Origin of the sequence: Streptomyces odonnellii (assembly GCF_000981895.1) — a bacterium.
In the GTDB taxonomy this organism is placed as follows: Bacteria; Actinomycetota; Actinomycetes; order Streptomycetales; family Streptomycetaceae; genus Streptomyces; species Streptomyces odonnellii.
This window is the reverse complement of record NZ_LATD01000282.1, coordinates 1-23,190: the sequence shown is the minus strand read 5'-3', so window position 1 is coordinate 23,190 and position 23,190 is coordinate 1. Positions and strand designations below refer to the sequence as shown.

Genomic DNA, 23,190 nt, shown 5'->3' with positions numbered 1-23,190 from the left:
CCCCACCCCGCCGGGCGGCACCACCCCGCCGCCGACCGGGGACCTCGCGCTGCGCCGCCCGGTGAGCGCGAGCAGCCAGACGCAGAACTACGCCCCGGGCAACGCCGTCGACGGTGACAGCAACAGCTACTGGGAGAGCGCCAACAACGCGTTCCCGCAGTGGATCCAGGTCGACCTGGGCACGGCCCGCCCGGTGAGGCGCGTCGTCCTGTCCCTGCCCCCGAACCCCGCCTGGTCGACCCGTACCCAGACCCTCTCGGTCCTCGGCTCGACAGCCCCCGACGGCGCCATGTCCCCGCTGAGTGCCTCGGCCGGGCACGTCTTCAACCCGTCGACCGGCAACACGGTGACCATCCCGCTCGCGGCGGGCTCGTCGGCCCGCTACGTACGGGTGCAGTTCACCGCCAACACGGGCTGGCCGGCGGGGCAGCTCTCGGGGCTGAGCGTGTACGCGGACTGAGACGGGGCCGGACAGGACCTGGGGGGTGTTCCGGAAGGCGTCGTCCGCCCGCGAGGCAGACGGGACTTCGGAACACGCCCTTGCCGGCTCAGCGGCGCAGGGAGGTTTCCTGCTCCATGTGTGACAGTTTCTCGGGGTTGCGTACCGCGTAGAGCCCGGTGACCAGGCCGTTGTCGATGCGTACGGCCACGACGGTGTCGACCGCGCCGTCGAGCCGGAGAACCAGCGCCGGGTGGGCGTTGACGTGCACCGGCCGTATGGACGCCGCGCGGATTCTGCCGAGCCCGGCGGCCAGCAGGCGGGCCACCTTGTCGGCTCCCACGATGGGGTGCTGGACGGCCTGGGCGACTCCGCCGCCGTCACCGAGGAGGACGACATCCGGCGAGAGGATGTCGAGCAGGCCTTGCAGGTCGCCTGTTTCGGCCGCCCGTCGGAACGCGTCGAGCGCGTCCCGGGTCTCGGCCGCGGACACGGTCCCGCGGGGCCGTCGAGCGGCGACGTGTGCCCGTGCCCGGTGGGCGATCTGGCGGACCGCGGCCGGGTTCTTGCCGACGGCCTCGGCGATCTCTTCGTACCCGAGGTCGAAGACGTCGCGCAGCACGAACACCACCCGCTCGGTCGGTGTGAGTGTCTCCATCACCAGCAGCATCGCCATCGAGACACTGTCGGCCAGTTCGATGTCCTCGGCCACGTCGGGCGTGGTGAGCAGTGGCTCGGGCAGCCAGGGGCCGATGTAGGACTCCCTGCGGCGGCTGAGCGTACGCAGCCGGCTCAGCGCCTGGCGTGTGGTGATCCGGACCAGGTACGCACGCCGGTCCCGTACCGTGCCGAGATCGACGCCCGCCCACCGCAGCCAGGTCTCCTGCACGACGTCCTCCGCGTCGGCGGCCGAGCCGAGCATCTCGTAGGCGACGGTGAACAGCAGACTCCGATGGGCGACGAACACTTCCGTGGCGGGGTCCGCGCGTCCGTCGTCGGCGAGGCGCCCGGACGTGGCCTGCGCGCGTTCGCTGTGCTCGCTTCTCACCGGCTGCTCCTGCCTGTTCGCGCTCGACGGTGCCGTATTGCCGTACGCACAGGACGCCGGCCCCAGCGGTTTTGTGACACCGATGAGCGGTGGCGCACGTCACACGACCGCCCCGTCACAGGGAGCGGGCCGCCGGCATCTGGTGTTCGTCAGCGCAACAACCGTGAGTGAGGACGAAGTCATGGACGCCCGATTCGACATGTTCGGCAACGAGATCGCCGCCAAGTTCGGCAAGCGGTTCGCCAACGCCGGCCTGGTGATCCACCAGTCGCCACTGCCGAGGTCCACGCAGGAACTGGTGTCGCTGCGCGCCAGCCAGATCAACGGCTGCGGCTGGTGCATCGACATGCACACCAAGGAGGCCGCGGCCGCCGGTGAGACCTCGGTCCGGCTCAACCTGGTCGCCGCCTGGCGCGAGTCCACCGTGTACACCGAGGCCGAGCGGGCCGCGCTGGCGCTCGCCGAAGAGGGCACCCGGCTCGCCGACGCCGATCAGGGCGTGTCCGACGAGACCTGGGCGCAGGTGCGCGAGCACTACGACGACGACCAGATCGCCGCGCTGGTTGCCCTGGTCGCCCTGATCAACGCGGCCAACCGGCTCGCCGTGATCGTGCACCAGCGGGGAGGTTCGTACGAGCCCGGCATGTTCGCCGCCGCGTTCAACTGACCGGCGGACGAATCCGGCCCGGTCCGGGATCACCCGGCCCGGACCGGTCCCGACCGGTGATCCCGGCCCGGACCCGCGCACGGGTCGGTGTCAGCTCGTGTGACGCCCGTTCGCCTCGACGAGCCGGGCGAGGCCGGCCAGTGCCATGCGCGTGCCGGTCTCGTTGTCGGCGGCGGGCACGGCGTCGGGGATCCCGTCGTGCACAATGAGGACTTCGGTGCCGCCGTCCGTATCGGTGAGCGTGGTCGTCATGGTCATCGTGCCGTGAAGCCCGGGATCCGCGCTCTCGAACTCGAACACCTCGACCACCCGCTCGTCCGGCACGAGCTTCACGAAATGGCCGTGGTACGTGTCTGTGTGCGAGGCCGACTTGCCCGTGCCCGTCGGCGCGTCGTAGGTGAGGGAGACACGGAACCGTCCACCTTCGCGGGCATCGAATTCGTGCACGTGGCTGCTCATGCCGGCCGGCACTCGCCATGTGGCGATCGCGTCCGCGTCCAGAAGCGCCCGGTAGACGGCCGGACGCGGGGCACGCACATGCCGGGAGACCTGCGTCGAGTACATGGGAGTCAACATAGCGCGCGGGCACTCCCGTCGGCCGACGTCCCGCAGGACGCCCATTCCATTGCCCGGCCGTGCCCCTGTTCACTTCCGATAGTGGGAGCCGGTGTGGTCCACGGGGCCATGGGTCCAATGGGGCAAAACCGGAACTGGACCAGCGAGTCCAGAAAATGGCGCTCACGAAACGAGAGGCCCTAGGCCCTGTCCGGCCGATCTTCGCGGGCCCGCGACGCCTGGCACGGCACCTCGCTGCGTTGTCGGAGTCGCCCGAGTACGTCCAGTACACGGGCGATCCTCCGCCTTGCGATGCTCCCCCGTGGCCTGAACGGCACGGGAGGGACCCCCTCCACCAGACGTCGCGGTCTGATCCACGAAGATCGACCGGACAGGACCTAGCCTCTCGGAGACGCTGTACCCTCCTGGTTATGCCGCCTGCCCCGTCCTCGCAGCCGCGCCGGGCCGCTGCCACTGCCCGGAGCGGGCTTCTGACCGAGCGCATCGCGCGTCAACTTGAGCATGACATCCGGTCCGGAGTGATCGCCGTCGGCGCCAAGCTGCCGTCGGAGCGTGAACTCGCCGTGACATTCGGCTCCAGCCGGAACGTCGTGCGGGAGGCTCTCCAGCGGCTGGAGGCGCAGCGGCTGATCGAGGTGGCGCCGGGCCGCGGCTCCTTCGTACGGGACCAGTCGTCCGGCCACGCCCGCGGGTACGACGCCCTCTACAGGACGGGCCGGCCCACGGTGCGCCAGCTCATCGAGGCCCGGCTGCCGCTGGAGGTGGAGACGATCCGGCTGGCGACCCAGCGGGCCAGCGAGGACGACATCGAGGCGATGCGTGTGGCGCAGGACACACTGGAGTCGGCGACCGATGTGGTCACCAAGGCGCGCGCGGATGTCGCCTTTCATGACGCGATCGCCGTCGCCAGCGGCAACCCGGTGCTGCGGATCATGCTGTCGTCGATCAGCGGCATGATGTTCGAGATGATGCTCCGCTCCAACTCGGACCCCTCCCTCGAGGAGCCGGGGGTGCCGCACCACCCGGAGATCTTCGAGGCGATCGTCGCGCGCGACGAGAAGCTGGCCTGCGCGCACATGCGGGAGCACCTCCTGCTCGGCACGCGCACCTACGGCGCCGATCTCGACGTCCAGGTGGATGTCATGGCGCGGCGGCACATCGAGCTGCTGCTGGCTGAATCCGACCACCAGGCCGGATAAGGACCCGAAAAACCGGTCGCCGTACCGCCCCGTTTTGCGCAAGCGCCCGCCATAGAGCGGGCGTTAAGTCGGCTATGCCCACATTTGGCGGGTAGCGGATCGCTCCGTCGTCGGTCCGTCCAAGGTCTGGTCAGCACTCGCGTGGCCTGTTAACGTCCCTGCACGAACCAACTGGTCCTACCAGTTGGACCAGTGGTCGGATGTACGGGACGCATCACCAGCAGAGAGACGAGGACGAGGATGTCCACGAGCAGCCAGCTCCTCAGCCGCCGCGGCTTCGGCAGACTGGCCGCCGGCGCCGCTGCGGCAGTCGGTGCCGGAGCGCTCGGCGCCTGTTCGCGCGGGGGCGGCAAACCGTTGGCGGACACACCGCTGCGGATCATGGCGATCAATCACGTCTGGTCTCAGGCCGTCCGCCCCCGGCTGAAGGAGTTCGAGGAGCGCGTCGGACGACGGGTCTCCATGACCCTGCTCACCGCGGACCAGCTCGCAAGCAGCTACAACGTGAAGCTCAACGCCTCCGCCACCGATGTGGACGTGATGATGGTCCGCGCCCTCCAGGAGCAGCCGGTCTTCGCGCACAACGGCTGGCTCACCGACCTCACCGACCGGGTCCACGGCGACGCGGAGTTCGACTGGCAGGACTTCCAGAAGGCCCCCCGAGGTGCTTCGGAGACCAAGGGACGGGTGCTGAGCGTCCCGGTGGTCACGGAACGCCCCGCGCTGTACTACCGCAAGGACCTGGCCGATCCTCCCGGCACGCTCGACGAGCTGATGGACGCCTCCGTACGGCTCACCGACCCGGGCAAGGGCTTCTTCGGGTACGTGGGCCGCGGCCAGCGCAGCGGCGCCGTCTCCCAGTGGTCGAGCTATCTCTACTCGTACGGCGGCGACTTCGTCGTGAACGGCAGGTCCGGCATCGGCAGTCGCGCCGCGACCGCCGCGTACGAGTACTACGGCAGGCTGCTCCATGAGGCGGGCCCGCCCGGTGCCACCAATATGAGCCTGGAACAGGCCATGCCGATCTTCGCCCAGGGCAAGGCCGCGTTCTACATCGACGCCGACGCGATCTACAGCAGCTTCCTGGATCCCGGCATTTCCTCGGTGGGTAAGGCCGTCGGCTTCGCGCCGTTCCCCGCGGGACCCGCGGGCCCCCGCCCGCACAACATCCCGTCCTGGAGCCTCGGTATCAACACCTTCTCCCGACTGCGCGACGAGGCATGGGAGTTCATCCGTTGGGCTGCCGGCCCGGACATGGCCGCCGAACTCCAGTCCGCGGGAATACCGTGCGCCCGGCAGTCCGTGTGGTCCGATCCCAAGACGCTCGCCTCCTTCCCGCCCGACCTCGCCGAGGCGATGCGGATCAACGCCGAGCGCGGCATCGGGCACGACCGCCCCCAGGTGCTCCAGGTCGGCCGGGCCCGGGACATCGTCGGGCGCCCGCTGGTGGCCGGGATCCTCGGCAAGCCGGTGAAACCGGTGATCCGCGACGCCGACGCCGAGTTCGCCGATTTCCTCGTCCGCGACAACCGTCACAAGGAGTCCTGATGTCCACCACCGAGGTCCGTGCGAGTGCGACGGCGCGGGACTCCGCCCGTCCGCCCCGCGGCCGGGCTCCGCGCACCGTGGAACAGGCCAACCGGCGGCTGAAGTGGGTGATGCTCACCCCGGCGCTGGCCTTTGTCGGGCTGATGATCGTCTTCCCGCTGGCCTTCACCATCGACCTGAGCCTCACGGATGCCTTCGGCGCGGTGAACGCCCAGAAGCACCATGTGGGACTGCGGAACTTCGTGGACGCGCTCAGCGACGCCCGCCGGTTCTGGCCCGCCGTGCAGCGGACCGTGATCTTCACCGTCGGAGCCGTGGCGCTGGAAACGGTGCTGGGCCTGGCGCTCGCCATGCTCATGCGCAAACCGTTCCGCGGGATGCGCTGGGTACGGACGGTCCTGATCATCCCGCTCCTCACGACGCCCGTCGCGATCGGCATCCTCTGGCTGCTCATCCTCGACCCCACCAACGGCATCGCCAACCATCTGCTCGCGTCGGTGGGACTTCCCCGGATGGAATTCCTCGGCTCGGTGAGCCAGTCGCTCCCGACACTGATGCTCATCGACGTGTGGCAGTGGACACCGATGATGACGCTGCTCCTGCTGGCCGGGCTCACCACCCTGCCCGAGGAGCCCGAGGAGGCCGCGCTCGTCGACGGGGCCAACGCCTGGCAGCGCTTCCGCCATGTCGTCCTGCCCATGCTCGGCCCGGCCATCGGCACCGCCCTCGTACTGCGCGCCGTCGACGCGCTCAAGACGTTCGACATCCTCTACGCCACCAAGGGCCCGGGCGGCGGCTCGGACTTCGAGGCGGAGACCCTCAACGTGTACGCCTACGGGCTCACCTTCGACTACCAGGAGTACGGCCTCGCCGCGGCCGTGCTGGTGCTGTTCACGCTCTTCATCATCGGCGTGGTCGTGGTGCTGCGCCGCCGCTCCGGAAGGAAGGACGCCGCATGACCGCCTCCCACGCCATCACCGCGCCCGGTGGGCGCACACGCCGCCGCCGTGGTCTGGGCCGGCTGCGCGGCGTCGCCATCGCCGTGGTGACACTGATCTTCGTGCTGCCGGTCGTGTGGATGTTCGCGGCGGCCTTCAAGACGAACGTCCAGGTGACCGATCCCCGGGTCGGACTGTGGTTCTCGCCCACGCTGGAGAACTTCCGCAACATCGTGGAGGCCGGCCACATCCTGCGGTCGATGGGGAATTCGCTGCTGGTCGGAGTGGTCTCCACCGTGCTCTCCGCCGTCATCGCCGTACCGGCGGCCTGGGCGGTGGGCCGGTTCCGGATGCACCGCACCGGCTCCCTCATCCTGGTCGCCCGTATCGTGCCCGCGATCTCCCTGCTCGTTCCCTGGTACTACCTCTTCGCGCAGATCGGGCTCGTCGGCTCGTACACCGTCCTGATCCTCAGCCAGATGTTCGTGTCGGTGCCGCTGATCATGTGGATCATGATCAGCTTCTTCGCGGGACTTCCTGTTGAGCTGGAGGAGGCCGGCCGTACCGACGGGCTCTCCGCGTTCGGCGCCTTCTGGCGGATCACTCTGCCGCTGGCGGCCCCCGGTACGGCGACGGCCTCGCTCCTGGCGTTCGTGTTCAGTTGGAACAACTTCATGTTCGCGCTCGTCTTCGCCGACGACCGTACCCAGACCGTGCCGGTGGCACTGTTCAACTTCATCTCCTACGCGAGTACCGACTGGGGCGGCCTGATGGCGGCCGCCACCCTCATCACGGTGCCGGTCGTGGTGGCCGCGGTCGTCGGCCAGAAGTACCTCGTGGCCGGTCTGACCTCGGGAGCCTCCAAGGGCTGACCGGTCGTTCCTCCCCTCACCTCCCTGACGCAGCCGGGACAGCACCGGCTCGGAAAGAGCAGACACATGAAGATCGTCGACGCGAAAGTCGTCGTCACCAGTCCCGGACGCAACTTCGTCACCCTGAAGGTGACGACCGACGAGGGCCTCACCGGCCTGGGGGACGCCACGCTCAACGGCCGTGAACTCGCCGTGGTGAGCTACCTGGAGGATCATGTCGTACCGCTGCTCATAGGGCTGGACGCCCACCGGATCGAGGACACCTGGCAGTCGCTGTACCGAGGCGCGTACTGGCGGCGGGGCCCGGTCACGATGGCCGCGATCGCCGCCGTGGACGTGGCCCTGTGGGACATCAAGGCGAAGGCGGCCGGGCTGCCGCTGTACCAGCTCCTCGGTGGGGCGAGCCGTGACCGTATCCGCACCTACGGCCATGCGGAGGGCCGGGACCTCCCCGAACTCCTCGACTCGGTGCGGGCCCGGCTGAGCGAGGGGTATCCGGCGATCCGGATCCAGACCGGCATCCCCGGCCTCAAGTCGGTGTACGGGGTGCACGCCACGGACACCGACGACAGGCCGGTACCGCACCAGGGGGCAAAGCCTCTTGTGGAGGACTGGGACACGGAGGCGTATCTGCGCCACATCCCACGGGTCTTCGAGGCGGTACGCGCCGAGTTCGGGCCGGATCTGGCACTGCTCCACGACGCGCACCACCGGCTGACACCTATTCAGGCCGCCCGGCTCGGCCAGGAGTTGGAGCCGTACCGCCCGTTCTGGCTGGAGGACTGCACGCCCGCCGAGAACCAGGAGGCACTGCGGCTGGTGCGGCGGCACACCACCGTTCCGCTTGCCATCGGCGAGGTCTTCAACACCGTCCACGACTACCAGACACTCATCACCGAGCAGTTGATCGACTACGTGCGCTCCGCCGTCACCCACTTCGGCGGTGTCACACCTCTGCGTAAACTCTTCGACTTCGCGGCCCAGTACCAGATCAAGAGCGGTATCCACGGGCCGGAGGACATCTCGCCCGTCGGTATGGCGGCAGCCGTCCATCTCAATCTGGCGGTCCACAACTTCGGCATCCAGGAGTACTCGGGGCACAACGCCCTGACACAGGAGGTCTTCCGCCACGCCTACACCTTCACCGACGGCTACTTGCACCCGGGTGAGGCGGCCGGTATCGGGGTGGAACTGGACGAGGACCTGGCCGCGGCGCACCCGTACCGGCAGGCGTATCTGCCGGTGAACCGCCTTCAGGACGGTACGGTCCACGACTGGTGACCGGCCGCGGATGACTCGTAATGGATCACGGGGGCTTGGGTACTCGTACTCAGGCCCCCGTTCCCGCTTCCGTGGAACCGTGAGGACATGGCGGAGACCGGGGCGGTCCGCCGGGTCAAGGGCACGCTCGTGCCGGGGCGGGCGCGACTGACTTATCTCTGACGCTGTTCGAGGTGCTCGGGGCACTGCCGGCCGGAGTTCGGTCTGCGCCACGGGTCAACGAGCCGCCTCGGTGCCCAGTTCGGCGCGCAACCGATCGGGCCAGCTCTCGTGAGCCAACTCGGCCGCGACCAGGAGGTCGCGCCAGTCCGCCAAGGCAAGGCGGACGGCCTCATGAAACCGGTGGATGCTGCCCTCGGCTCGCAGGACGATCGCTGCTTGCAGGCGCTCAATCGTCCCCGACCTGCTGTCGGTGGGGGCGGTGTTCTCAGATGGTGCGCAGGCCTTGGTCGGTGAAGGTGATCAGCCAATCGAAGCTTTCGTCGATGGCGGTGCTCCACTGGAAGCCGTTGGCTGCCTGGAGTGTGGCGAAGCCGTGGCAGAGGCTGCGGAGCATGCGCAGGGCGTGGTTCACGTCGGGTTCCTCGATGTTGTAGCCGCGCAGGACCGTGGTGAACGCGTCGAGCAGCCGCCGGCCCGCGGTGGCGAGTGAGTCCTGCGGGCCGGATGGTTCCATGCCGAGCGTCGCCGCGTAGCGGCCGGGGTGTTCCAGGACGAAGGCACGGAAGGCAAGTGCCGCGGCTGCCAGGGCGTCGCGGCCCGCGTATCCCTGGACCGCGCTGCCGACGGCGTCGGCGGCCTCGCTCAGTGCCAGGGCCGCGATGCGCCGGTTGAGGTCTTCCTGGCCGCCTACGTGTTTGTAGAGGGACGGGGTGCGCACCCCCAGCCGCGTGGCCGGCAGGCCCATGGTCAGGTTGGCGAGGCCCACTTCGTCGGCGAGGGCGGCGCCGGCCGCGACCACGGCTGCCGGGTCCAGGCCGGCCCTAGGCACGGGCGGCGTCCGCTCGGAGGAAGGAGAGGACGAGCGAGACCACCTGGTCGGGGAACTGGTTGTGCGGGTAGTGTCCGGCGCCTTCGATCATCTTGAGGTGGCCGAGGCCGGTGGGCAGGGCGTCGACGATCGCCGAGCCCTCGGCGTGCGGGTCGCCCCAGTCGGGGTCGAGCGTGCCCATCACGACCAGGACCGGGCAGCGGACATTGCCGAGTTGCGCGCCGGCGTCGGTGGGGGCGCTGCGGCCCATGTTCTGCATGGCCTTCATCCGTCCCGGCTCGCGCAGCAGGGAGTCGATGCGGCCGAGCCGCTCGTTCCAGTCGGCCGGTTTCACGCCGGGGTAGGCCAGGTCGAGGTACGAGAGCCAGAGCGGCACACTGCCGAACGCGCCCGTGCCGAGCAGCCGCAGCATGCCTTGCCGGAAGCGCTTCACCCGCAGGTCGCCGAGGCGGATCGACTGCTTGCGGGTGAACGGCGCCAGTACGACAGCCGCGGTGATCATGGAGGGGAACGGTCCCGGCTCGGACCCTGTCCGCGCAGGTCACGGCCGCCGGCGCCGACGTGGCGGACGGAGAAGACGTGGCGGGCGGAGGAGGCGGCGCGCGGCGGCGTTCTTCGGGTGCCTGGCCCGGGGTGCTTCGGTGAGGTCGTTCAGTCGGGTGAGCGGGCCCGCGTACTGAAGCCGCCCCGGAGCGCGGTCTGCGCTCCGGGGCGGTCACTTCCGCTTGGGATTCCGTGCCGTGTGTCAGTCCACGATCATGACGTTGAACGGTACCGCTGCGGGCGTCCGCGCGAGCGCACCGCCGAAGTTCCCTTCGACCTCGGTCTTCTCGGCCGCGTTCGGGTAGGCGTTCGTGCACGAAGTCCCGGCGCTGGAGCCGGACATCAGGCTTGAGCAGGGCCCGGGCTTGCGGTCCGGCAGGCCCAGGATGTGGCCCAGCTCGTGGGAGGAGATACGGATGGTGTTGTGTCCCTCGTTCACCGCCTGCCGTCCGATGTAGACGGTTCCATTGCCGAGGGAGGTGGTGATGGCGCGGGGCCAGCCGTTGTCCGCCAGGACCCGTATGTTGGCGCGTTGCCCGGAGGCGACCGGCCGTAGTTCGACAGCGTCGACGCTCTCGTTCCAGATCGCCGCGCCCCGGTCGACCGCGGACCTGAACTCCGCGGAGCCGCTGGCGTCGTAGGTGACTACACGCGCGGCTACCGCGCTGTCCGCGTCCGCCGATGGGGCGGCGACGGCCTGGCCACCCATCAGGGAAAGGGTCACGGCCACGGCGGCGGTGAGTCCGCTGGTCAACGTACGGACGTGCATGGTCGGCCTCCATACAGCAGGTAGTCGTGCACATGACATGACTTCTGCTCACTGCCCAGCGGGGAGTGACACCAATCCGTCAATCAGGCACGCGGTCACAGCGGGCCAAGCCCGGCCATCGTCCTGGAAGGCCGCGCGCCTCCCGCGAGGGCGAGGTCACCGTTGGGTCGGCACCAGCCGCTGCCCGCCGCGATGACCTCGGGCACGTCGCAGAGCGCTGGGGCGCCGGCTCCGGTCCCCGCGCTCGACCTGCGGGCTGCGACCGGATCTGCTCCGCGAGGAGCCCCACCCGGGGCAAGACGCGGCCGGAGCTGACATACCGTCAGTGCGACTCGGAATCGGTGAGGTGCGCGAAGGTCACTGCCGGTGTCTGCCTCTTCTCGGGCCCGGCGCCGCGGCACAGGGAGACGGGTCCGGTCAGGTGCTGGAGCCAGCGGACGTCGATCTCCCGGCCGTCCGGCAGCGTGTGCCGGTCCGGTCCTTCGTCCGGGATGAAACCCGCTCGGAGCAGGGCACGCCGGCTCGCCGTGTTGCCCACCTCCGTGCCTGCCCGCACCCTGTCCAGCCCCAGGTGGGCGTGGGCAAGCAACGCTCCCGCCCCGAACAGTTCGGCGCCCAGGCCCTGTGCACGGGAATGAGGCGCCAGCCATCCGCCGATCGTCCCCTCGTCGACCGCCAGTTTGACGCAGCCCGCGTATCGGCCGTCGTCCAGGCGTACGGCGACCAGCAGCACGAAATCCTTCTGCCGCAGCGGCTCGTACGGCTCGGCCGTGTACCCGGGAAGTGACGACAGAACCGTGTGGTTGTCGCCGGGGCGCATCTCGATCAGAGCCTGTCTGACCCGGGGTTCCGCCACCACATCCCGGGAAGTGAACCCAAGCCACCGCTGGGCCTGAGGGTCCGAACCGGCAGCCGCCACGGCCGCCAGGTCCATCAGATCGTCAGGTGTGTAGAGCAGCAGGCGCTCGGTGCGGATGGTGTGCCGGTGGTGCCCGCATGGACCGGGGATCGGCAGCATGACCGCTGCCCGCCTGCGCCGTAGACGTGACCAGAACATAAACGCCCCCACCGAAAAGCCCCGAGCACCGCCGCGGCACCATGAACGAGCGGACCCGCCGCGAATGTACCCTGGCGCACCGCACCCGTGCACTGAGGTTCCAGCGTGGGCGGACCGGGGGACGCGGTCACCGAGGGAGAGGGCGGAGTACTGCGCCCAGCAGCCGTTCGACCGGGAAGTAGCCCATCTGGCGGGAGTCGTGGCTGGCCGCGCGGTTGTCCCCGAAGAGTACGACGCGGCCGGTGGGGACGTGCGGGAAGCGCTCGCCCGCGACGGTCATCTCGTACGGCACCGGATCGCCGGGAACCGCGGCGACGCGTTTGATCAGCCACTGCCGCGCGGAGACCGTGGCGGGGTCGGCTCCGGTGGGCACGGGTGGCGCGGTCCAGCCGATCCCGGCGGCCGGCCGTTCCATCACCACGACCTGTCCCGGCTCCGGCGGCGCTCCTCGGCGTACCAGCACACGGTCGCCGTCGTAGTAGGCCGGTTCCATACTGCTGCCCTGGACGGTGACCACGACCAGTGTGCGGGCCAGTGCCCCGGTGGCGGCCAGGGCGAGGCCGAGTGTCACGGCGAGCCCGCCGCAGGCGAGAGCGGGGAACGGGTTCCCGGTGAAGAGGAGTGCCGCGGCGCCGCCGGAGAGGAGGCTGACACTGTGACGTGCGGCGGAGCGGACGAGCGGACTCACTGTCGGCCTCCGGCAGGGGCGGGGAGTGCGGGCCCGGTGCGATAACCGGAGGCCTGCAGGGTGAACAGCCGTGCGTAGGCGCCGCCCGCGGTCATCAGGGCGTCGTGGTCGCCCTGTTCGACGACACGTCCGTCCGCAAGCACCACGATCAGGTCGGCTTCCCGTACGGCGCCCAGCCGATGGGAGATCAGAAGGCTGGTGTGACCGTCGCGGTGCTTGCGCAGGGACCGGTGGATCTCGTGCTCCGCCTCGGCGTCGAGTCCGGAGGACGGCTCGTCGAGGATCATCAGGTCGCGGCGTTCGCGCAGGAGGGCACGCGCCAGCGCCAGCCTCTGCCACTGGCCGCCGGAGAGCTCGATCCCGGTTGCGGAATCGGCCGCCTCGGCCTCGGGGAAGAACAAGCGGGTCAGCAGGGTGTCATAGCCGCAGGGCAGTCCGGCCAGCACATCGTGGATGCCTGCGGTCCGGGCCGCGGCCACGATGCGCCCGCGGTCCTCGAAGGCGCTCAGATCGCCCAGGCCGATATTGTCGGCGGCGCTCATGTCGTACTGCATGTAGTCCTGGAACACCGCGCCGATCCGTCCGCGCAGCAGTGCCGGATCCACGTCGCGGATGTCGGTGCCGTCCCACAGGATCTGCCCGCGCGTGGGGTCGTAGAACCGGCACAGCAGTTTCACCAGCGTGGACTTGCCCGCGCCGTTGAGGCCGACGAGCGCGAGCGAGGTGTTCCGCGGGATCCGGACGGTGACGCCACGCAGCACCCATGGGTGCTCGTCGGAGTAGCGGAACCACACGTCGCGCAGTTCGATTCCCTCGCGCAGCGGTGGGAGCGGTACGGGCCGGGCAGCCACCGGGAGGTCCGGAGCGGCCGTCGTCACCGCCAGGTGGTGGTCGAAGAGCAGTAGTGACTGATGGGTTCTCGCCACCTCGCCGGCGAGCGAGGCCAGCGAGCCCTGGATGCCGGCGACGGCGGCGGTGAACATGGCGACGGCTCCGACCGACAGTGATCCGTGTGCGGCGGCAAACACCGCCCACAGCAGGCCGGCGCCGGCCACGGAGGCCGAGAGGAGCCCCAGCAGTGACTGCGTGGTGGCCTCGCGTCGCTCGACGGTGCGTCGTGCCGTGTTCGCGCGGCGGCGCTCCGCCGTCATCCGGCCACGCAGAAAGCCGCCGGTGCCGAAGAGCCGTACCTCTTTGGCGGCTTCGACGCTGGCGAGGAGATGGCTGTAGAAGAACTCCCGGCGTTCGACGGGCCCGATGTCCCACAGCATCCGGGCGCGGCGCCGCGACAGCGCGATCTCGGCGGCCAGTGTGGGGAGTCCCGCCGCCAGGACCAGTGCGGCCATCAACGGGCCCAGCAGGAAGAGCGATCCGAGGAATCCCAGTACGGTGATCGCTGCCTGGAGACCTCCGATGGCGCCGTCGACGGCACGGCAGGGGGCCGTACCGCCGACCTGGTGCGCCAGTCGCAGCCGGTCGAGGAAACGGGGGTCCTCGAACGGGGCGAGGCCGGTGAATCGTTCGACCGCGCGGAACAGACGGTCCTGGGTGAGCAGCCCGACCTCGCGCTCCAGCGCGGCTCGCAGACACTGATTCAGGTGGGGCGCGGTGGCGGCGACCGCGCCCAGCAGAGCCAGTCCGGCGGCGGTCGCCGTATGGCCCGTCGGCGGGCGGGAGATAAGCCCGTCCACCAGAGCTTTGGTGAGCCAGGCGGCGCCCACCGGCAGTACACCGATGACAAGAGCCAGGGCGACGTACCCCAGCAGTGTCATGGGCGCCGCCGTCGCGGTGAGGGAGAGGGCCGCCACGGCGTGGCGCGCGGTGACGGCCGAGACCGTTTCCTTTTCTCCCGCGGGCCGTCCGTCGGTGACGGTGCGCGCGAGCCGGTTCCCCCTCACCGGCCTCACCGCGCCGGAACGGGTGCGGCGATCGCCGCGGACGGCTCCAGCGCCGCGGCGTTGTCCGTCACCACCAGAGAACCGTCGTCCGCGGGGGCGACCTTGAGCAGTGTCGGGTACATGTCGGCCTTGAATGCCGTGCCCATCGCACCGCCCGGGCCTTCCACGACAACCCGTGCCACCGGGGCGAGACGGGAGGCAAAGTCGTTCGCCTGGGCGGGGTCGCCGACCACGACGGCCACCGGGCTCGCTTCGCCGGCCATCGGCGTCTTGGCGTACCGCAGGAAGTCGGGCAGCTTCTCGTTGCAGGGCTTGCACGTGGGCGAGAAGAAGGCCACCAGGGTCTCACCGGCGAAGTCCTGTGGACCGAGTGCCGCACCACCGACGGTGGTCGTGGCGAAGTCGCCGACGCGTTCTCCGACCGCCACGGCGGGTTCCGGCGGAGGAGCGGTCAGCAGTTCGGTGTGCTCACGCAGCCTCTTGATGACGCCGACGGTGAGGACCAGATCAAGGACGCAGAGCGCCCCCACGAGCACCACGAGTGCTACGAGGAGAGGCATGGGGACTCCTTATCGTTCGGAAGGGATGCGGGGGGCGGTCGGTTCAGGTCCGACCGGGCGACCGACGGGACGGGCGGGGCCGTGCCACCGGCCGGAAGAGTTCCGCGATGGTGTCCCACGTCGTCACCAAGCCCGCGAGGGCGAGTCCCGCGAGACAGGCGGCGACGGCGCCGAGCGGTTCGGCCGAGGCGGGACGTACCGTGGCGACGGTCCAGGCCCCCGTCAGTGAGGCCGTCAGGAGCACGCCGTTGCGTACGACATGCGGGATCCCCATCGGCGTGGCAGAGGCCCCGAAGCACCGGCACGGCGTGGCCAGCCCGCGCCGGACGGACATCACGATGCCGACGGTGAAGACGGTCAGCAGCCCCGAGGCGAGTGCGAGCGCGCCCACGACCGCCGGGGTGGGCGACGGCGTGAGCAGCAGCGCCGCCACCGTGAACTCGGCGATCAGCACTCCGACCGCCACCGGTCCGGCCGGCAGCGGACCGAGGGGCACCGGAATGGCGCGCACGGCGCCGACAAATTCCCCGAAGGCCCGTCGGCCCGCCGATTTCCCGAGCGACGAGGCCAGGAACACCGTGCCGATGAGGCACCGGACCCCGAATTCCACGTACGTCACCACAACTCCCCAGCGGTCGGCCGGAAACGGTGCCGCCGCGGTGCCGAGCAGGCCATATGGGCATGGCCGGCACCGCAGCGGCCGCACAGCGGGGTCACACGCTCATCGGCGCGGGTGCCCCGGCAGTGGCGTGGATCAGCACTGGACCTGCAGGCAGCCGGCCCCGTCGCAGCAGTACGAGTAGCAGGGGCGGTAGTTGCACTGGTAGCAGGAGGGGAAGTACTTCCAGCTACATGCCTGTGCCGCAGCCGCCGCTTCCACCTTCGGCACAAACCGCTCGAGGAGGCTGCTCCCCAGCGCTTCCAGCTTCTGGTACATCTCCTGACTCCTTTTCCTTGATCGTGATCGCAACAGGACCGTGTACAGAATCGGCGCCACCGGCGTTCGCTTACGGCGAGCCGATCCGACGGGCCCCTTGAACCGAACCGCATGACAGACCAGCGGTCCGGCACCGAAGGGGCACCGCGATCACCACTGTGCGGGCCAGACCTGCCACGAACCTTCGAGAAACCTTGAATCGGCTGACCAGAGCCGGTACGCGAGACCCGAGTAACCCAAGGGCGCTCGCCCTCCGGCGCAGTGGGCAGGAGGCCGGCGCACCGAATCGTCAACCGGTCGGCGGTGTTGTGGGTGATCAGGTTCCGGATCGCATTCGGCCTGCCGTCGGTTCGTAGCTGGCCGGCGCCACTGCCCGGCATTGCCGGACAAACCCTTGGCTTGTCCTGTAACGAGGGGGCTGGTTCTGCGACCGGCTGAGTGTCGGTGTCGGCGCGTAGGTTGGGCGGGTGAGTTGGGACGTTTTCATCATGCGATTTCCGCCCGAGGCCAGGGCAATGGACGAGATACCCGAGGACTGGGACCCGCCGAGCCTGGGAGTGGGCCGGGACGTTCGCGCTGTCCTTGCAGAGGTGCTGCCGGGCATCGAGTACTCGCAGGGCGGGTGGGGCGATTACGAGGGTCCCGGCTTCTCCATCAGCACTCCGGTCGACGAGGCTGACGACGCGCCAGTCGCAGGAGTCAGCCTTTTCATCCGTGGTGACAGCGAAGCAGCAGGTCATGCAGCCCTCGCGGTCGCCGATGCACTGAAGTCACGGGCCTTCGACACCGGGTCCGGAGACTTCCTCACCGCGGACTCCGCTCAGTCGGCCTTCGGCGCCTGGCGGACGTACCGCGATCGCGTACTGGACCAGCGTGAGCCGTGAGACGGCCGCCCACCCGCGTCCGACGTGGGTGCAGGAACCTGCGGGCGAAGAGGGGCACACCGGCCCGTACCCGAAACCCACCCGGCCCGGGCCAGGACGACCACTCGGATCGAAGAACCGGCGGTCCACCACTCGCTGCGGCGATGGACGAGTCCTCGCCGCCGGCGAGCCTTACATCCGACCCGCACATCGCAACGTCGGCATCAAACGCCGGAGTAACGACTGAACGGCAGGTCCGGACCCTATGGGCGGGTGGCAACGGCGTCGATGCCAGACGCCCGCAGCTTGCGGGCGAGGAGCTCCATCTCAGGCATCCTTCCCGAGTGCGCTCCCGCCAAGACCTTCCCCAGCAAGGACTTGACTTCCGCCAGGCCGACGCCAAGTTCTGACCGCAGCACCCGCATGATCGCGGCGCTCCTCGCTGATGGGTTCACCCAGATACGGGCTGGTCCACGCTCTGCGAGCAGTCTCTCCCGCAGTTCGACGGGCAGTTCGCCACCGCATATGGCCACGGTGAACCTGCAGGCTGCGCAGCGGACTTCCGTGTCCCAGCGCAAGGAGCCGTGCACCAGAGCCTGGACGCCCCAGCACTCCAGCTCCGCACCGCAGTCCTGGCACCCCGCCGAGTACCTGATGGACTTGAAGACGTCCTGATCCATCCCCACCCCTTCAAGGAGATGAGGGTAACGCTTCACCAGCCGCGTTGATCGACGGTGTGGAGGTTCAGGTTCCATGGGTGCCGGTCGAGCTTCCGACAGATGAGCAAGTGGCGGGGGCACATTGCATGACGTGCTCCCCGAACCCGCGTCAGTTCCCCTCGTCGCTCTGGATGATGAAGAAGGCGGTTGACCGCAAGTCTGAGGGTGGGGGAAGGGCTGGAGAAAGTGCGGCCACCGCTCGGCGTACCCGCGACCGTTACCCCTACCCGGTCGGCAGGAAGCGGGCTCTGAGGTTTGCGGGGGCCAGGCGGTCGACGAACTGTGGTGTCACCGACGTGGCGTTCGGTGATTCGATGGTGAAGCGGTGTGCCAGCCGGGAGGTGGTCAGCGTCAGCTGTCGCATGGTCAGCGCCGCGCCCAGGCATACCCGTGGTCCGGCACCGAACGGGAGGTAGGCCGGTCCGGGGGCCGATCGTCCGTCCAGCCATCGGGTGGGCTCGAACTCGTACGGTCGGGGCCACCACCGGGGGTCCCGGTGGATCAGATAGGGATTGAGCAGTACGTCGTCACCGGGGCTGAGCGACCAGTCGCCCAGCGTGGTCGCAGTACTGGCCGTACGGGTCATCAGCCACGCGGGCGGATACAGCCGGAGCGTCTCCCGCACCACTGCCTCGGCCAGTGGGGCGCCGCCGTCCGCCGCACCGTTCGCCTCCTCGCGGAGTTCGTCCACGAGCCGGGGGCGGCGGGCGAGTTCCCACACGACGGAGGTGAGGGCGGCGGCCGGGACACCGTGGCCGCCCATGAGGACGCTGTGCAGCGTCGACACCACGGAGTCGACGGGCGGGGCCGGTTCGGCGGCGAGGAGAAAGCCGAGCAGGTCGTTCCGGGGCGCGTCGGACTTCGACGCGTACGCGAGCCGCTCCCGGACCAGGCTGGTCAGCGTTTCGGTCAGGCGCCGGTAGGTACGGAAGAAGCGGCGATGGCGGGGGAGTGGCAGCCACGCGGGGAACTCGTGCGACGACTCCGCGAAGGGCTGGGTGACGCGTACGGTCTCGTGCAGCAGATCGGGGATGCCGGCGGAGTCCGCGCCGAAGCAGTACTCGGCGATCGTCCGGGCGGTGAGCGTCCGCATCATGGTGAGTACGTCGACATCACGGCCGGCGGCGTCGGCGATGACCGCGTCGAGGACCGCGACCGTCAGGTCGTCGGTCGTGGCCGCTGCCGTACGGTTGAGTCCCGGCCACGCGGCCCGGCGTTCGGACATCCAGGACGTGGCGTGTGCGCTGGCCTGGTCGAGATCCCGCCGCATGTCGAAAGGCGCCAGCTCGGTCACAAAGGCCTCGCCGGTGCGCGCGAGCGCCTCATGGGTGAGTTCCGGGTCGATCACGAACAGCGTGTGCTCGTCGTACGAGAAGACGTCACCGTACTCTCGGTGGCAGCGGCGCAGGAAGCCGATCCGGTCGGCCTCGTACTCGCGGGTGTTGCCCCTCAGCCAGTGCCCGCGCGGGCCCGGCGGCCATCTGAGCTTCTCGCCGTGCGCCATGCGCCCTCCCCGGTGAATCGCAGGACCCCTCGCGGAGGGATCCTGCGATCGGCGTTCTTCGCTGAACGGTTGGGCTACCGAGCGTGGTAGGGCCAGTAGATGTAGCGTCCGCTGACCCGCTTCCGGCCCACCAGGTGAGCCACCAGGCGTCGTGTCCGTTTCATGAACACCTCACTGCCATCAGGGCGAATAGTTTTTCGATCGTGCCACGGTCTCTTGCACGCGGCAATATCGCGTCCTGAGCTTTCGCCGGATGCTGTGACATCAGGTGATGTCGAGTCAGGTGTTGTCGGTCAGGCGGGAAAACGGGGGTACGGGGCGGACGGTGGCGTGGCGTCGGCGCCCCGGCAGCCCTTGTCCGCTCATCACGTGATGCCGGTTCCGGCGAGGGAGTCGGTGACGCCGTGCTCGCGTGCGGCTCCGACGTCGTCCGACTGCTCCGGCCACGGCCGGTGCGGCCCAGCGCTCAGCGTGCCTCGCCCGCGTCGTACACCACGAGGGCGATCTGTACGCGGTTGTTGAGGTCCAGCTTGGCCAGGATGCGCGAGACATGCGTCTTGACGGTCGGTACCGACATGTAGAGCTCTGCCGCGATTTCCGCGTTGGTTCTGCCCTGTCCGACCGCGACCGCCACTTCCCGCTCCCGGCCGCCGAGCAGCGCCAGTTGCGCCCGAGCGCGCTCGGCCCGCGTCCGCTCGGCCCGGGTCTCGCGCCCGTCCGTTCCCTCCGATACCTGCGCGATCAGTCGCTGCGTCACCGCGGGCGAGAGCACCGGCTCGCCCGCCACCACCTTCCGTACCGCCGCCACGATCTCCTGGGGCGGGGTGTCCTTCAACACGAAGCCGGCGGCGCCCGCTCGCAGCGCTCGCAGCACGTGCTCGTCGGTGTTGAACGTGGTCAGCACCAGCACCTCGGGGGGATGGGGCATCTCCGGTACGGGGCTTCCCGGAGATGCCGGGGAACGGCGGGCCCGCAACGCCTCGGTGGCGGCGAGGCCGTCCATGCCAGGCATCCGGATGTCCATGAGCACGACGTCGGGGGAGTGTTCGGCCACCAGCGCCGCCACTTCAGCCCCGTCCGTGGCCTCGGCGACCACCTTCACATCCGGCGCGCCTCCGAGCATCAGCCGCAACCCGGAACGCACCAGCGGGTCGTCGTCGACCAGGAGTACTCGGATCATGACGGTCACGTTAGCGGCCCACCGCCTCGGTGCCGCCCCAGGGCAGCCAGGCGCGCAGCACGAACGAGCCGCCCCGAGGGCCGTGTTCCAGCCGCCCGCCGGCCAGTTGTGCGCGTTCGCCGAGCCCGATCAGGCCCTGCCCCGCACCCGGGATCGTTGTTCCCGGGCTGCCCGGGAGCGGGTTCGTCACGGCCACCGTCAGCCCTTCTCCGGGCCGGCCCGACACGGCGACCGTTATCTCGCTGTCGGGCGCGTGCTTGCGGGCGTTGGTCAGACCCTCCTGCACGATGCGGTACGCGGTTCGACCGGTGGCGGCGGGGAGCGTGTCCGCATCCCCGGCCTCCTGTTGGTACGTGACGCCCATCCCGGCATCGCGGGACTCCGCCACCAGCCGCCCCACGTCCGCCAGCGTCGGCTGCGGCCACCCTTCGCGCCCGTCCGGGCCCGCCGTCGGCGCCCGCAGGACACCGATCACCTCGCGCAGGTCCTGGAGCGCCTGGTGCGCGCTGTCGCGAATCACCTCGGCCGCGTGCCGGATGTCTGCCGCGGAGGCGCTCGGGTTGAACTCCAGCGCTCCCGCATGCACGCTCAGCAACGACAGCCGGTGGGCGAGGACGTCGTGCATCTCCCGGGCGATCTCCTCCCGTGCCTGTCGTCGGGCCTCGTCGGCAGCTCGGGCAGCGCGTTCCTCCAGCGACGCGACCAGCGCCCGCCGGGAGCGTACGTACAGCCCCCAGCCGATGCGCCCGCCACCAGCGCGAAATAGGTGAAGGCCGAACTGGCCGCTTCGGACGCCGTGTCCGGCCCCCGCGCCAGAAACACGAGGAACTGCACCAGTGCGACCGCCGCCACCCAGGCGGTGACCCGCCGTCGCCGATGCACCGCAACTGTGAACAGCGCCACCAGCGTTGCCCCGGTCAGATGGTGGAAATATGTCCCGGCCAGCATCAGCACCACGGCGAGTCGCACCGGACACCGCCGCCGCAGGAACACCAACGCGCAGGCCAGCCCGCCGGCTACCTGGTCGGCGATCTGCTCGCCGCCGGACATGCTCTCGTCGAGGTGCACCGAGTCCGCCGTGACCACGGAGAAGACCACGGCGAAGAGGAAGAAGGCGATGTCGACGAACCAGTCGCGGCGATTGCGCATACCGCCGAATCTACGTCTGCTGCGCAGCCGCCGGGTCGTGTGTGCAGCAGGGGCGATACTTTCGGACTACAAGCCCGCCGCGCCCGTATACCAATGACCGATACCGGCCCTGAACAGGGATTTCTACTGTTCAGGGCATGAAGGGCATTCTCGGTTTCATCAGCTTCACGTTCATCGTCGGCGGCCTGCAGGGCATCGTCCACGAGGCCTTCGGCAAGTGGATCCCGCTCATGGGCTTCATGAGGCATCTGTACGTCGACGGCTACGAGATCTACATCAGCATGGCGCTCATCGTCCTGGGTATCGCCGTGGGCACCGCCGTGCAGAGGGCCCCGAAGGAGTAGAAGCCGCAAAGTGGGGCGAACTCCCTTTTGAGCCTTGGCCGTTGCGAAGCGTCGTACCGGACAGGCGGTCCGTGGCGGAACCGTTTCACCAGGCGCCGTGTCCTCCTTCACGGAAGGTGGTTCCACGCTGCGTAACCACCTGTGAAGGGGGATGGCCATGGGACAGATACGCGAGGGGGCACGGTTTGGGGCTTGGGCCGTCTACGGGGTCGTCGGCCTGGCGGTGCTGTACCTGATCGGGGCGTTCGCCTTCGGCGGCGCCGGATGGATCAGCGCCCCGTTCCGCGGTGAGGCGGAGAACCGCGAGAACACCGTCGGCTCGGGCGAGTTCAGGCAGACCACGTACGAGGAGTTCTTCGATCTGTGCGCGGCCGTGCAGAACGCCGAAGGGACGATCCAAGCGCTCCAGGAGGAGCGGAAGGCCGCTTCGGAGACGCGCACGACGCAGATCGACCAGTCGATCACCGCGCTGAAGGCCACGAGGATCGAGTCGGTCAACGCCTACAACTCGAAGGCCGCCCAGGAGCACCGCGCGCCGTTCCGTGACAAGGATCTGCCGTACCGGCTGGACGCCACCGCCGAGCGCACGACGTGCGCCAACTGATCGCCATCTCACCCCGGGAAGAGGGCAGCACCGCATGAAGAAGTCCGTACGCATGGCCCTGGCCACCGTCGTCGCGCTCGTTGTGGGCCTCGCCCTGACGTCCTGCACCGACTCCAGCCAGGACAAGGAGAACAAGGCCAAGCAGGAGAACTACGACCGCCTCGTGGCCGAGCAGCCGGCGGGCCGCATGGATTACTCGCCGACCCGCGAAGCGATCAACCAGTGGATCAAGACGTGGGGGAAGCGGGGCAAACTCTCGTACGTCTACATCCAGAACGCCAACGGCGAGTACGGGTACTTCATCATGAAGGGCCTGCCGGTGCCGCGCTGCAAGATGCTCACTCCGACGGAGAGGGTGGAGTCCTCCTCCGGCGGCATCGCGGTCCTCGCGCAGCCCGGCATGGACGGTACGTACTCGTCCGGTTCCACCTGCAACGCCTACTACGGCTTCGATGCCACGACGGGCGCGTACATGGAGTTCACGGTCGGTACGAACCAGTCGTTCTTCCTGTTCGACAAACCCATGACGATGCCGGAGTACGCCAGCGCCAAGCAGTTGGGGCCGACCTCGGTGAAGGACGTCGAGAAGCAACCCTGAGCGGTCGGGCGCCGGTTGGAGGAGCTGAGGAGCTCCGACCCGGCCATCGCGGAGGCGGTGGGCACAGGTTGACGCCGGTTGTCGTACGCGGCCTGCACAAGGACCGGTTGGTGGCCCGGGGCGGATCCGACGACACTGATGACAGGGGAAGTCGCAGGGCCGGAGGGGCGGGGGGGATCATCAACGATGGGGACCATATTCCAGCCGCGGCCTACGGC

At 69.4% G+C, this 23,190-nt stretch carries 26 protein-coding genes and 1 pseudogene; 11 read left to right on the top strand and 16 right to left on the bottom strand.

Features of this window, described 5'->3' with window-relative positions:
- A partial coding sequence (locus WH07_RS24750; RefSeq protein ID WP_046504182.1) for a discoidin domain-containing protein occupies positions 1–460 on the top strand: 460 nt, incomplete at its 5' end.
- Positions 461–548: 88 nt separating this feature from the next.
- Here WH07_RS24750 and WH07_RS24745 read toward each other — a convergent pair.
- Positions 549–1,487 carry an RNA polymerase sigma-70 factor gene (locus tag WH07_RS24745; RefSeq protein ID WP_046504179.1) on the bottom strand — a complete coding sequence of 313 codons (939 nt, stop codon included), beginning with the start codon at positions 1,485–1,487 and terminating at the stop codon, positions 549–551.
- A gap of 181 nt (positions 1,488–1,668) precedes the next feature.
- Between WH07_RS24745 and WH07_RS24740 the strand changes: the two genes are divergently transcribed.
- Positions 1,669–2,154 carry a carboxymuconolactone decarboxylase family protein gene (locus tag WH07_RS24740; protein WP_046504177.1) on the top strand — a complete coding sequence of 162 codons (486 nt, stop codon included), beginning with the start codon at positions 1,669–1,671 and terminating at the stop codon, positions 2,152–2,154.
- A gap of 90 nt (positions 2,155–2,244) precedes the next feature.
- Here the strand turns inward: WH07_RS24740 and WH07_RS24735 are convergent, their stop codons facing one another.
- A complete protein-coding gene (locus tag WH07_RS24735; RefSeq protein WP_046504173.1) occupies positions 2,245–2,718 on the bottom strand; it encodes an SRPBCC domain-containing protein in 474 nt (157 codons plus the stop codon).
- A gap of 422 nt (positions 2,719–3,140) precedes the next feature.
- On the opposite strand from WH07_RS24735, the gene WH07_RS24730 reads away from it, so the two are divergent.
- The 5 genes from WH07_RS24730 to manD all read left to right on the top strand — a co-directional run bounded on the left by WH07_RS24730 (position 3,141) and on the right by manD (position 8,568).
- Entirely contained in the window at positions 3,141–3,929 is a 789-nt protein-coding gene (locus WH07_RS24730; protein ID WP_046504171.1) for a FadR/GntR family transcriptional regulator, read from the top strand.
- 240 nt (positions 3,930–4,169) lie between these two features.
- Complete coding sequence (locus WH07_RS24725; protein WP_046504169.1) at positions 4,170–5,477, top strand: ABC transporter substrate-binding protein; 1,308 nt, start codon at positions 4,170–4,172, stop codon at positions 5,475–5,477.
- Entirely contained in the window at positions 5,477–6,436 is a 960-nt protein-coding gene (locus tag WH07_RS24720) for a carbohydrate ABC transporter permease (RefSeq protein WP_046504166.1), read from the top strand. Before WH07_RS24725 ends, WH07_RS24720 begins: the two co-directional genes overlap by 1 nt.
- The gene (locus WH07_RS24715; RefSeq protein ID WP_046504164.1) at positions 6,433–7,287 is read left to right on the top strand and encodes a carbohydrate ABC transporter permease; all 855 of its coding nucleotides are present in this window, start codon (positions 6,433–6,435) and stop codon (positions 7,285–7,287) included. The genes WH07_RS24720 and WH07_RS24715 overlap by 4 nt, the downstream gene beginning before the upstream one ends.
- Positions 7,288–7,353: 66 nt before the next feature.
- Positions 7,354–8,568 carry a D-mannonate dehydratase ManD gene (manD, locus tag WH07_RS24710; protein WP_046504161.1) on the top strand — a complete coding sequence of 405 codons (1,215 nt, stop codon included), beginning with the start codon at positions 7,354–7,356 and terminating at the stop codon, positions 8,566–8,568.
- 427 nt (positions 8,569–8,995) lie between these two features.
- Here the strand turns inward: manD and WH07_RS24705 are convergent, their stop codons facing one another.
- The 9 genes and pseudogenes from WH07_RS24705 to WH07_RS24665 form a co-directional block, all read right to left on the bottom strand.
- Entirely contained in the window at positions 8,996–9,529 is a 534-nt protein-coding gene (locus tag WH07_RS24705) for a TetR/AcrR family transcriptional regulator (protein ID WP_046504157.1), read from the bottom strand.
- Between the two features lie 22 nt (positions 9,530–9,551).
- Positions 9,552–10,067: pseudogene (locus WH07_RS24700) on the bottom strand (alpha/beta fold hydrolase); the annotation flags it as partial.
- A gap of 237 nt (positions 10,068–10,304) precedes the next feature.
- Complete coding sequence (locus WH07_RS24695) at positions 10,305–10,871, bottom strand: snapalysin family zinc-dependent metalloprotease (RefSeq protein ID WP_046504155.1); 567 nt, start codon at positions 10,869–10,871, stop codon at positions 10,305–10,307.
- A gap of 322 nt (positions 10,872–11,193) precedes the next feature.
- The gene (locus WH07_RS24690; RefSeq protein ID WP_063775819.1) at positions 11,194–11,889 is read right to left on the bottom strand and encodes a GNAT family N-acetyltransferase; all 696 of its coding nucleotides are present in this window, start codon (positions 11,887–11,889) and stop codon (positions 11,194–11,196) included.
- Positions 11,890–12,055: 166 nt separating this feature from the next.
- The gene (locus WH07_RS24685) at positions 12,056–12,616 is read right to left on the bottom strand and encodes a S26 family signal peptidase (RefSeq protein ID WP_198533885.1); all 561 of its coding nucleotides are present in this window, start codon (positions 12,614–12,616) and stop codon (positions 12,056–12,058) included.
- A complete protein-coding gene (locus tag WH07_RS24680) occupies positions 12,613–14,514 on the bottom strand; it encodes an ABC transporter ATP-binding protein (protein ID WP_332836373.1) in 1,902 nt (633 codons plus the stop codon). Before WH07_RS24680 ends, WH07_RS24685 begins: the two co-directional genes overlap by 4 nt.
- Positions 14,515–14,519: 5 nt before the next feature.
- Positions 14,520–15,074, bottom strand: coding sequence for a TlpA family protein disulfide reductase (locus WH07_RS24675; protein WP_046504150.1), 555 nt, complete (start codon positions 15,072–15,074; stop codon positions 14,520–14,522).
- Positions 15,075–15,117: 43 nt separating this feature from the next.
- Complete coding sequence (locus tag WH07_RS24670) at positions 15,118–15,693, bottom strand: MauE/DoxX family redox-associated membrane protein (RefSeq protein WP_046504147.1); 576 nt, start codon at positions 15,691–15,693, stop codon at positions 15,118–15,120.
- 135 nt (positions 15,694–15,828) lie between these two features.
- Positions 15,829–16,011 carry a hypothetical protein gene (locus WH07_RS24665; RefSeq protein WP_046504145.1) on the bottom strand — a complete coding sequence of 61 codons (183 nt, stop codon included), beginning with the start codon at positions 16,009–16,011 and terminating at the stop codon, positions 15,829–15,831.
- Between the two features lie 488 nt (positions 16,012–16,499).
- Between WH07_RS24665 and WH07_RS24660 the strand changes: the two genes are divergently transcribed.
- Positions 16,500–16,895: a hypothetical protein gene (locus tag WH07_RS24660; protein ID WP_046504187.1), complete on the top strand. Its 396-nt coding sequence runs from the start codon at positions 16,500–16,502 to the stop codon at positions 16,893–16,895.
- 242 nt (positions 16,896–17,137) lie between these two features.
- Here WH07_RS24660 and WH07_RS24655 read toward each other — a convergent pair whose 3' ends face one another.
- The 5 genes from WH07_RS24655 to WH07_RS41995 all read right to left on the bottom strand — a co-directional run bounded on the left by WH07_RS24655 (position 17,138) and on the right by WH07_RS41995 (position 21,426).
- A complete protein-coding gene (locus WH07_RS24655; protein ID WP_046504142.1) occupies positions 17,138–17,554 on the bottom strand; it encodes a hypothetical protein in 417 nt (138 codons plus the stop codon).
- Between the two features lie 262 nt (positions 17,555–17,816).
- Complete coding sequence (locus WH07_RS24650; protein ID WP_046504139.1) at positions 17,817–19,097, bottom strand: cytochrome P450; 1,281 nt, start codon at positions 19,095–19,097, stop codon at positions 17,817–17,819.
- Between the two features lie 466 nt (positions 19,098–19,563).
- Positions 19,564–20,277 (bottom strand): response regulator, encoded by a 714-nt coding sequence (locus tag WH07_RS24645; RefSeq protein ID WP_046504185.1) that lies wholly within the window; start codon positions 20,275–20,277, stop codon positions 19,564–19,566.
- Between the two features lie 10 nt (positions 20,278–20,287).
- Positions 20,288–20,902, bottom strand: coding sequence for a sensor histidine kinase (locus WH07_RS42000; protein ID WP_332836372.1), 615 nt, complete (start codon positions 20,900–20,902; stop codon positions 20,288–20,290).
- Positions 20,866–21,426 (bottom strand): DUF7134 domain-containing protein, encoded by a 561-nt coding sequence (locus WH07_RS41995; protein WP_332836371.1) that lies wholly within the window; start codon positions 21,424–21,426, stop codon positions 20,866–20,868. Before WH07_RS41995 ends, WH07_RS42000 begins: the two co-directional genes overlap by 37 nt.
- Before the next feature lie 137 nt (positions 21,427–21,563).
- Here WH07_RS41995 and WH07_RS24635 point away from each other — a divergent pair, with 137 nt between their 5' ends.
- The 3 genes from WH07_RS24635 to WH07_RS24625 all read left to right on the top strand — a co-directional run bounded on the left by WH07_RS24635 (position 21,564) and on the right by WH07_RS24625 (position 22,972).
- Positions 21,564–21,770, top strand: coding sequence for a hypothetical protein (locus WH07_RS24635; protein WP_046504136.1), 207 nt, complete (start codon positions 21,564–21,566; stop codon positions 21,768–21,770).
- 151 nt (positions 21,771–21,921) lie between these two features.
- Positions 21,922–22,374, top strand: coding sequence for a hypothetical protein (locus WH07_RS24630; RefSeq protein WP_046504134.1), 453 nt, complete (start codon positions 21,922–21,924; stop codon positions 22,372–22,374).
- Positions 22,375–22,408: 34 nt separating this feature from the next.
- Positions 22,409–22,972 (top strand): hypothetical protein, encoded by a 564-nt coding sequence (locus tag WH07_RS24625; RefSeq protein ID WP_046504131.1) that lies wholly within the window; start codon positions 22,409–22,411, stop codon positions 22,970–22,972.
- Positions 22,973–23,190 lie beyond the last annotated feature (218 nt).

Excerpts from the sequence above, each read along its gene's own strand:
- WH07_RS24740 (WP_046504177.1), top strand. The coding sequence starts at position 1,669 with ATGGACGCCCGATTCGACATGTTCGGCAACGAGATCGCCGCCAAGTTC.
- WH07_RS24735 (WP_046504173.1), bottom strand. The coding sequence starts at position 2,718 with ATGTACTCGACGCAGGTCTCCCGGCATGTGCGTGCCCCGCGTCCGGCC.
- WH07_RS24730 (WP_046504171.1), top strand. The coding sequence starts at position 3,141 with ATGCCGCCTGCCCCGTCCTCGCAGCCGCGCCGGGCCGCTGCCACTGCC.
- WH07_RS24725 (WP_046504169.1), top strand. The coding sequence starts at position 4,170 with ATGTCCACGAGCAGCCAGCTCCTCAGCCGCCGCGGCTTCGGCAGACTG.
- WH07_RS24720 (WP_046504166.1), top strand. The coding sequence starts at position 5,477 with ATGTCCACCACCGAGGTCCGTGCGAGTGCGACGGCGCGGGACTCCGCC.
- WH07_RS24715 (WP_046504164.1), top strand. The coding sequence starts at position 6,433 with ATGACCGCCTCCCACGCCATCACCGCGCCCGGTGGGCGCACACGCCGC.
- manD (WP_046504161.1), top strand. The coding sequence starts at position 7,354 with ATGAAGATCGTCGACGCGAAAGTCGTCGTCACCAGTCCCGGACGCAAC.
- WH07_RS24695 (WP_046504155.1), bottom strand. The coding sequence starts at position 10,871 with ATGCACGTCCGTACGTTGACCAGCGGACTCACCGCCGCCGTGGCCGTG.
- WH07_RS24690 (WP_063775819.1), bottom strand. The coding sequence starts at position 11,889 with ATGCTGCCGATCCCCGGTCCATGCGGGCACCACCGGCACACCATCCGC.
- WH07_RS24675 (WP_046504150.1), bottom strand. The coding sequence starts at position 15,074 with ATGCCTCTCCTCGTAGCACTCGTGGTGCTCGTGGGGGCGCTCTGCGTC.
- WH07_RS24665 (WP_046504145.1), bottom strand. The coding sequence starts at position 16,011 with ATGTACCAGAAGCTGGAAGCGCTGGGGAGCAGCCTCCTCGAGCGGTTT.
- WH07_RS24660 (WP_046504187.1), top strand. The coding sequence starts at position 16,500 with ATGCGATTTCCGCCCGAGGCCAGGGCAATGGACGAGATACCCGAGGAC.
- WH07_RS24655 (WP_046504142.1), bottom strand. The coding sequence starts at position 17,554 with ATGGATCAGGACGTCTTCAAGTCCATCAGGTACTCGGCGGGGTGCCAG.
- WH07_RS24650 (WP_046504139.1), bottom strand. The coding sequence starts at position 19,097 with ATGGCGCACGGCGAGAAGCTCAGATGGCCGCCGGGCCCGCGCGGGCAC.
- WH07_RS24645 (WP_046504185.1), bottom strand. The coding sequence starts at position 20,277 with ATGATCCGAGTACTCCTGGTCGACGACGACCCGCTGGTGCGTTCCGGG.
- WH07_RS42000 (WP_332836372.1), bottom strand. The coding sequence starts at position 20,902 with ATGCACGACGTCCTCGCCCACCGGCTGTCGTTGCTGAGCGTGCATGCG.
- WH07_RS41995 (WP_332836371.1), bottom strand. The coding sequence starts at position 21,426 with ATGCGCAATCGCCGCGACTGGTTCGTCGACATCGCCTTCTTCCTCTTC.
- WH07_RS24635 (WP_046504136.1), top strand. The coding sequence starts at position 21,564 with ATGAAGGGCATTCTCGGTTTCATCAGCTTCACGTTCATCGTCGGCGGC.
- WH07_RS24630 (WP_046504134.1), top strand. The coding sequence starts at position 21,922 with ATGGCCATGGGACAGATACGCGAGGGGGCACGGTTTGGGGCTTGGGCC.
- WH07_RS24625 (WP_046504131.1), top strand. The coding sequence starts at position 22,409 with ATGAAGAAGTCCGTACGCATGGCCCTGGCCACCGTCGTCGCGCTCGTT.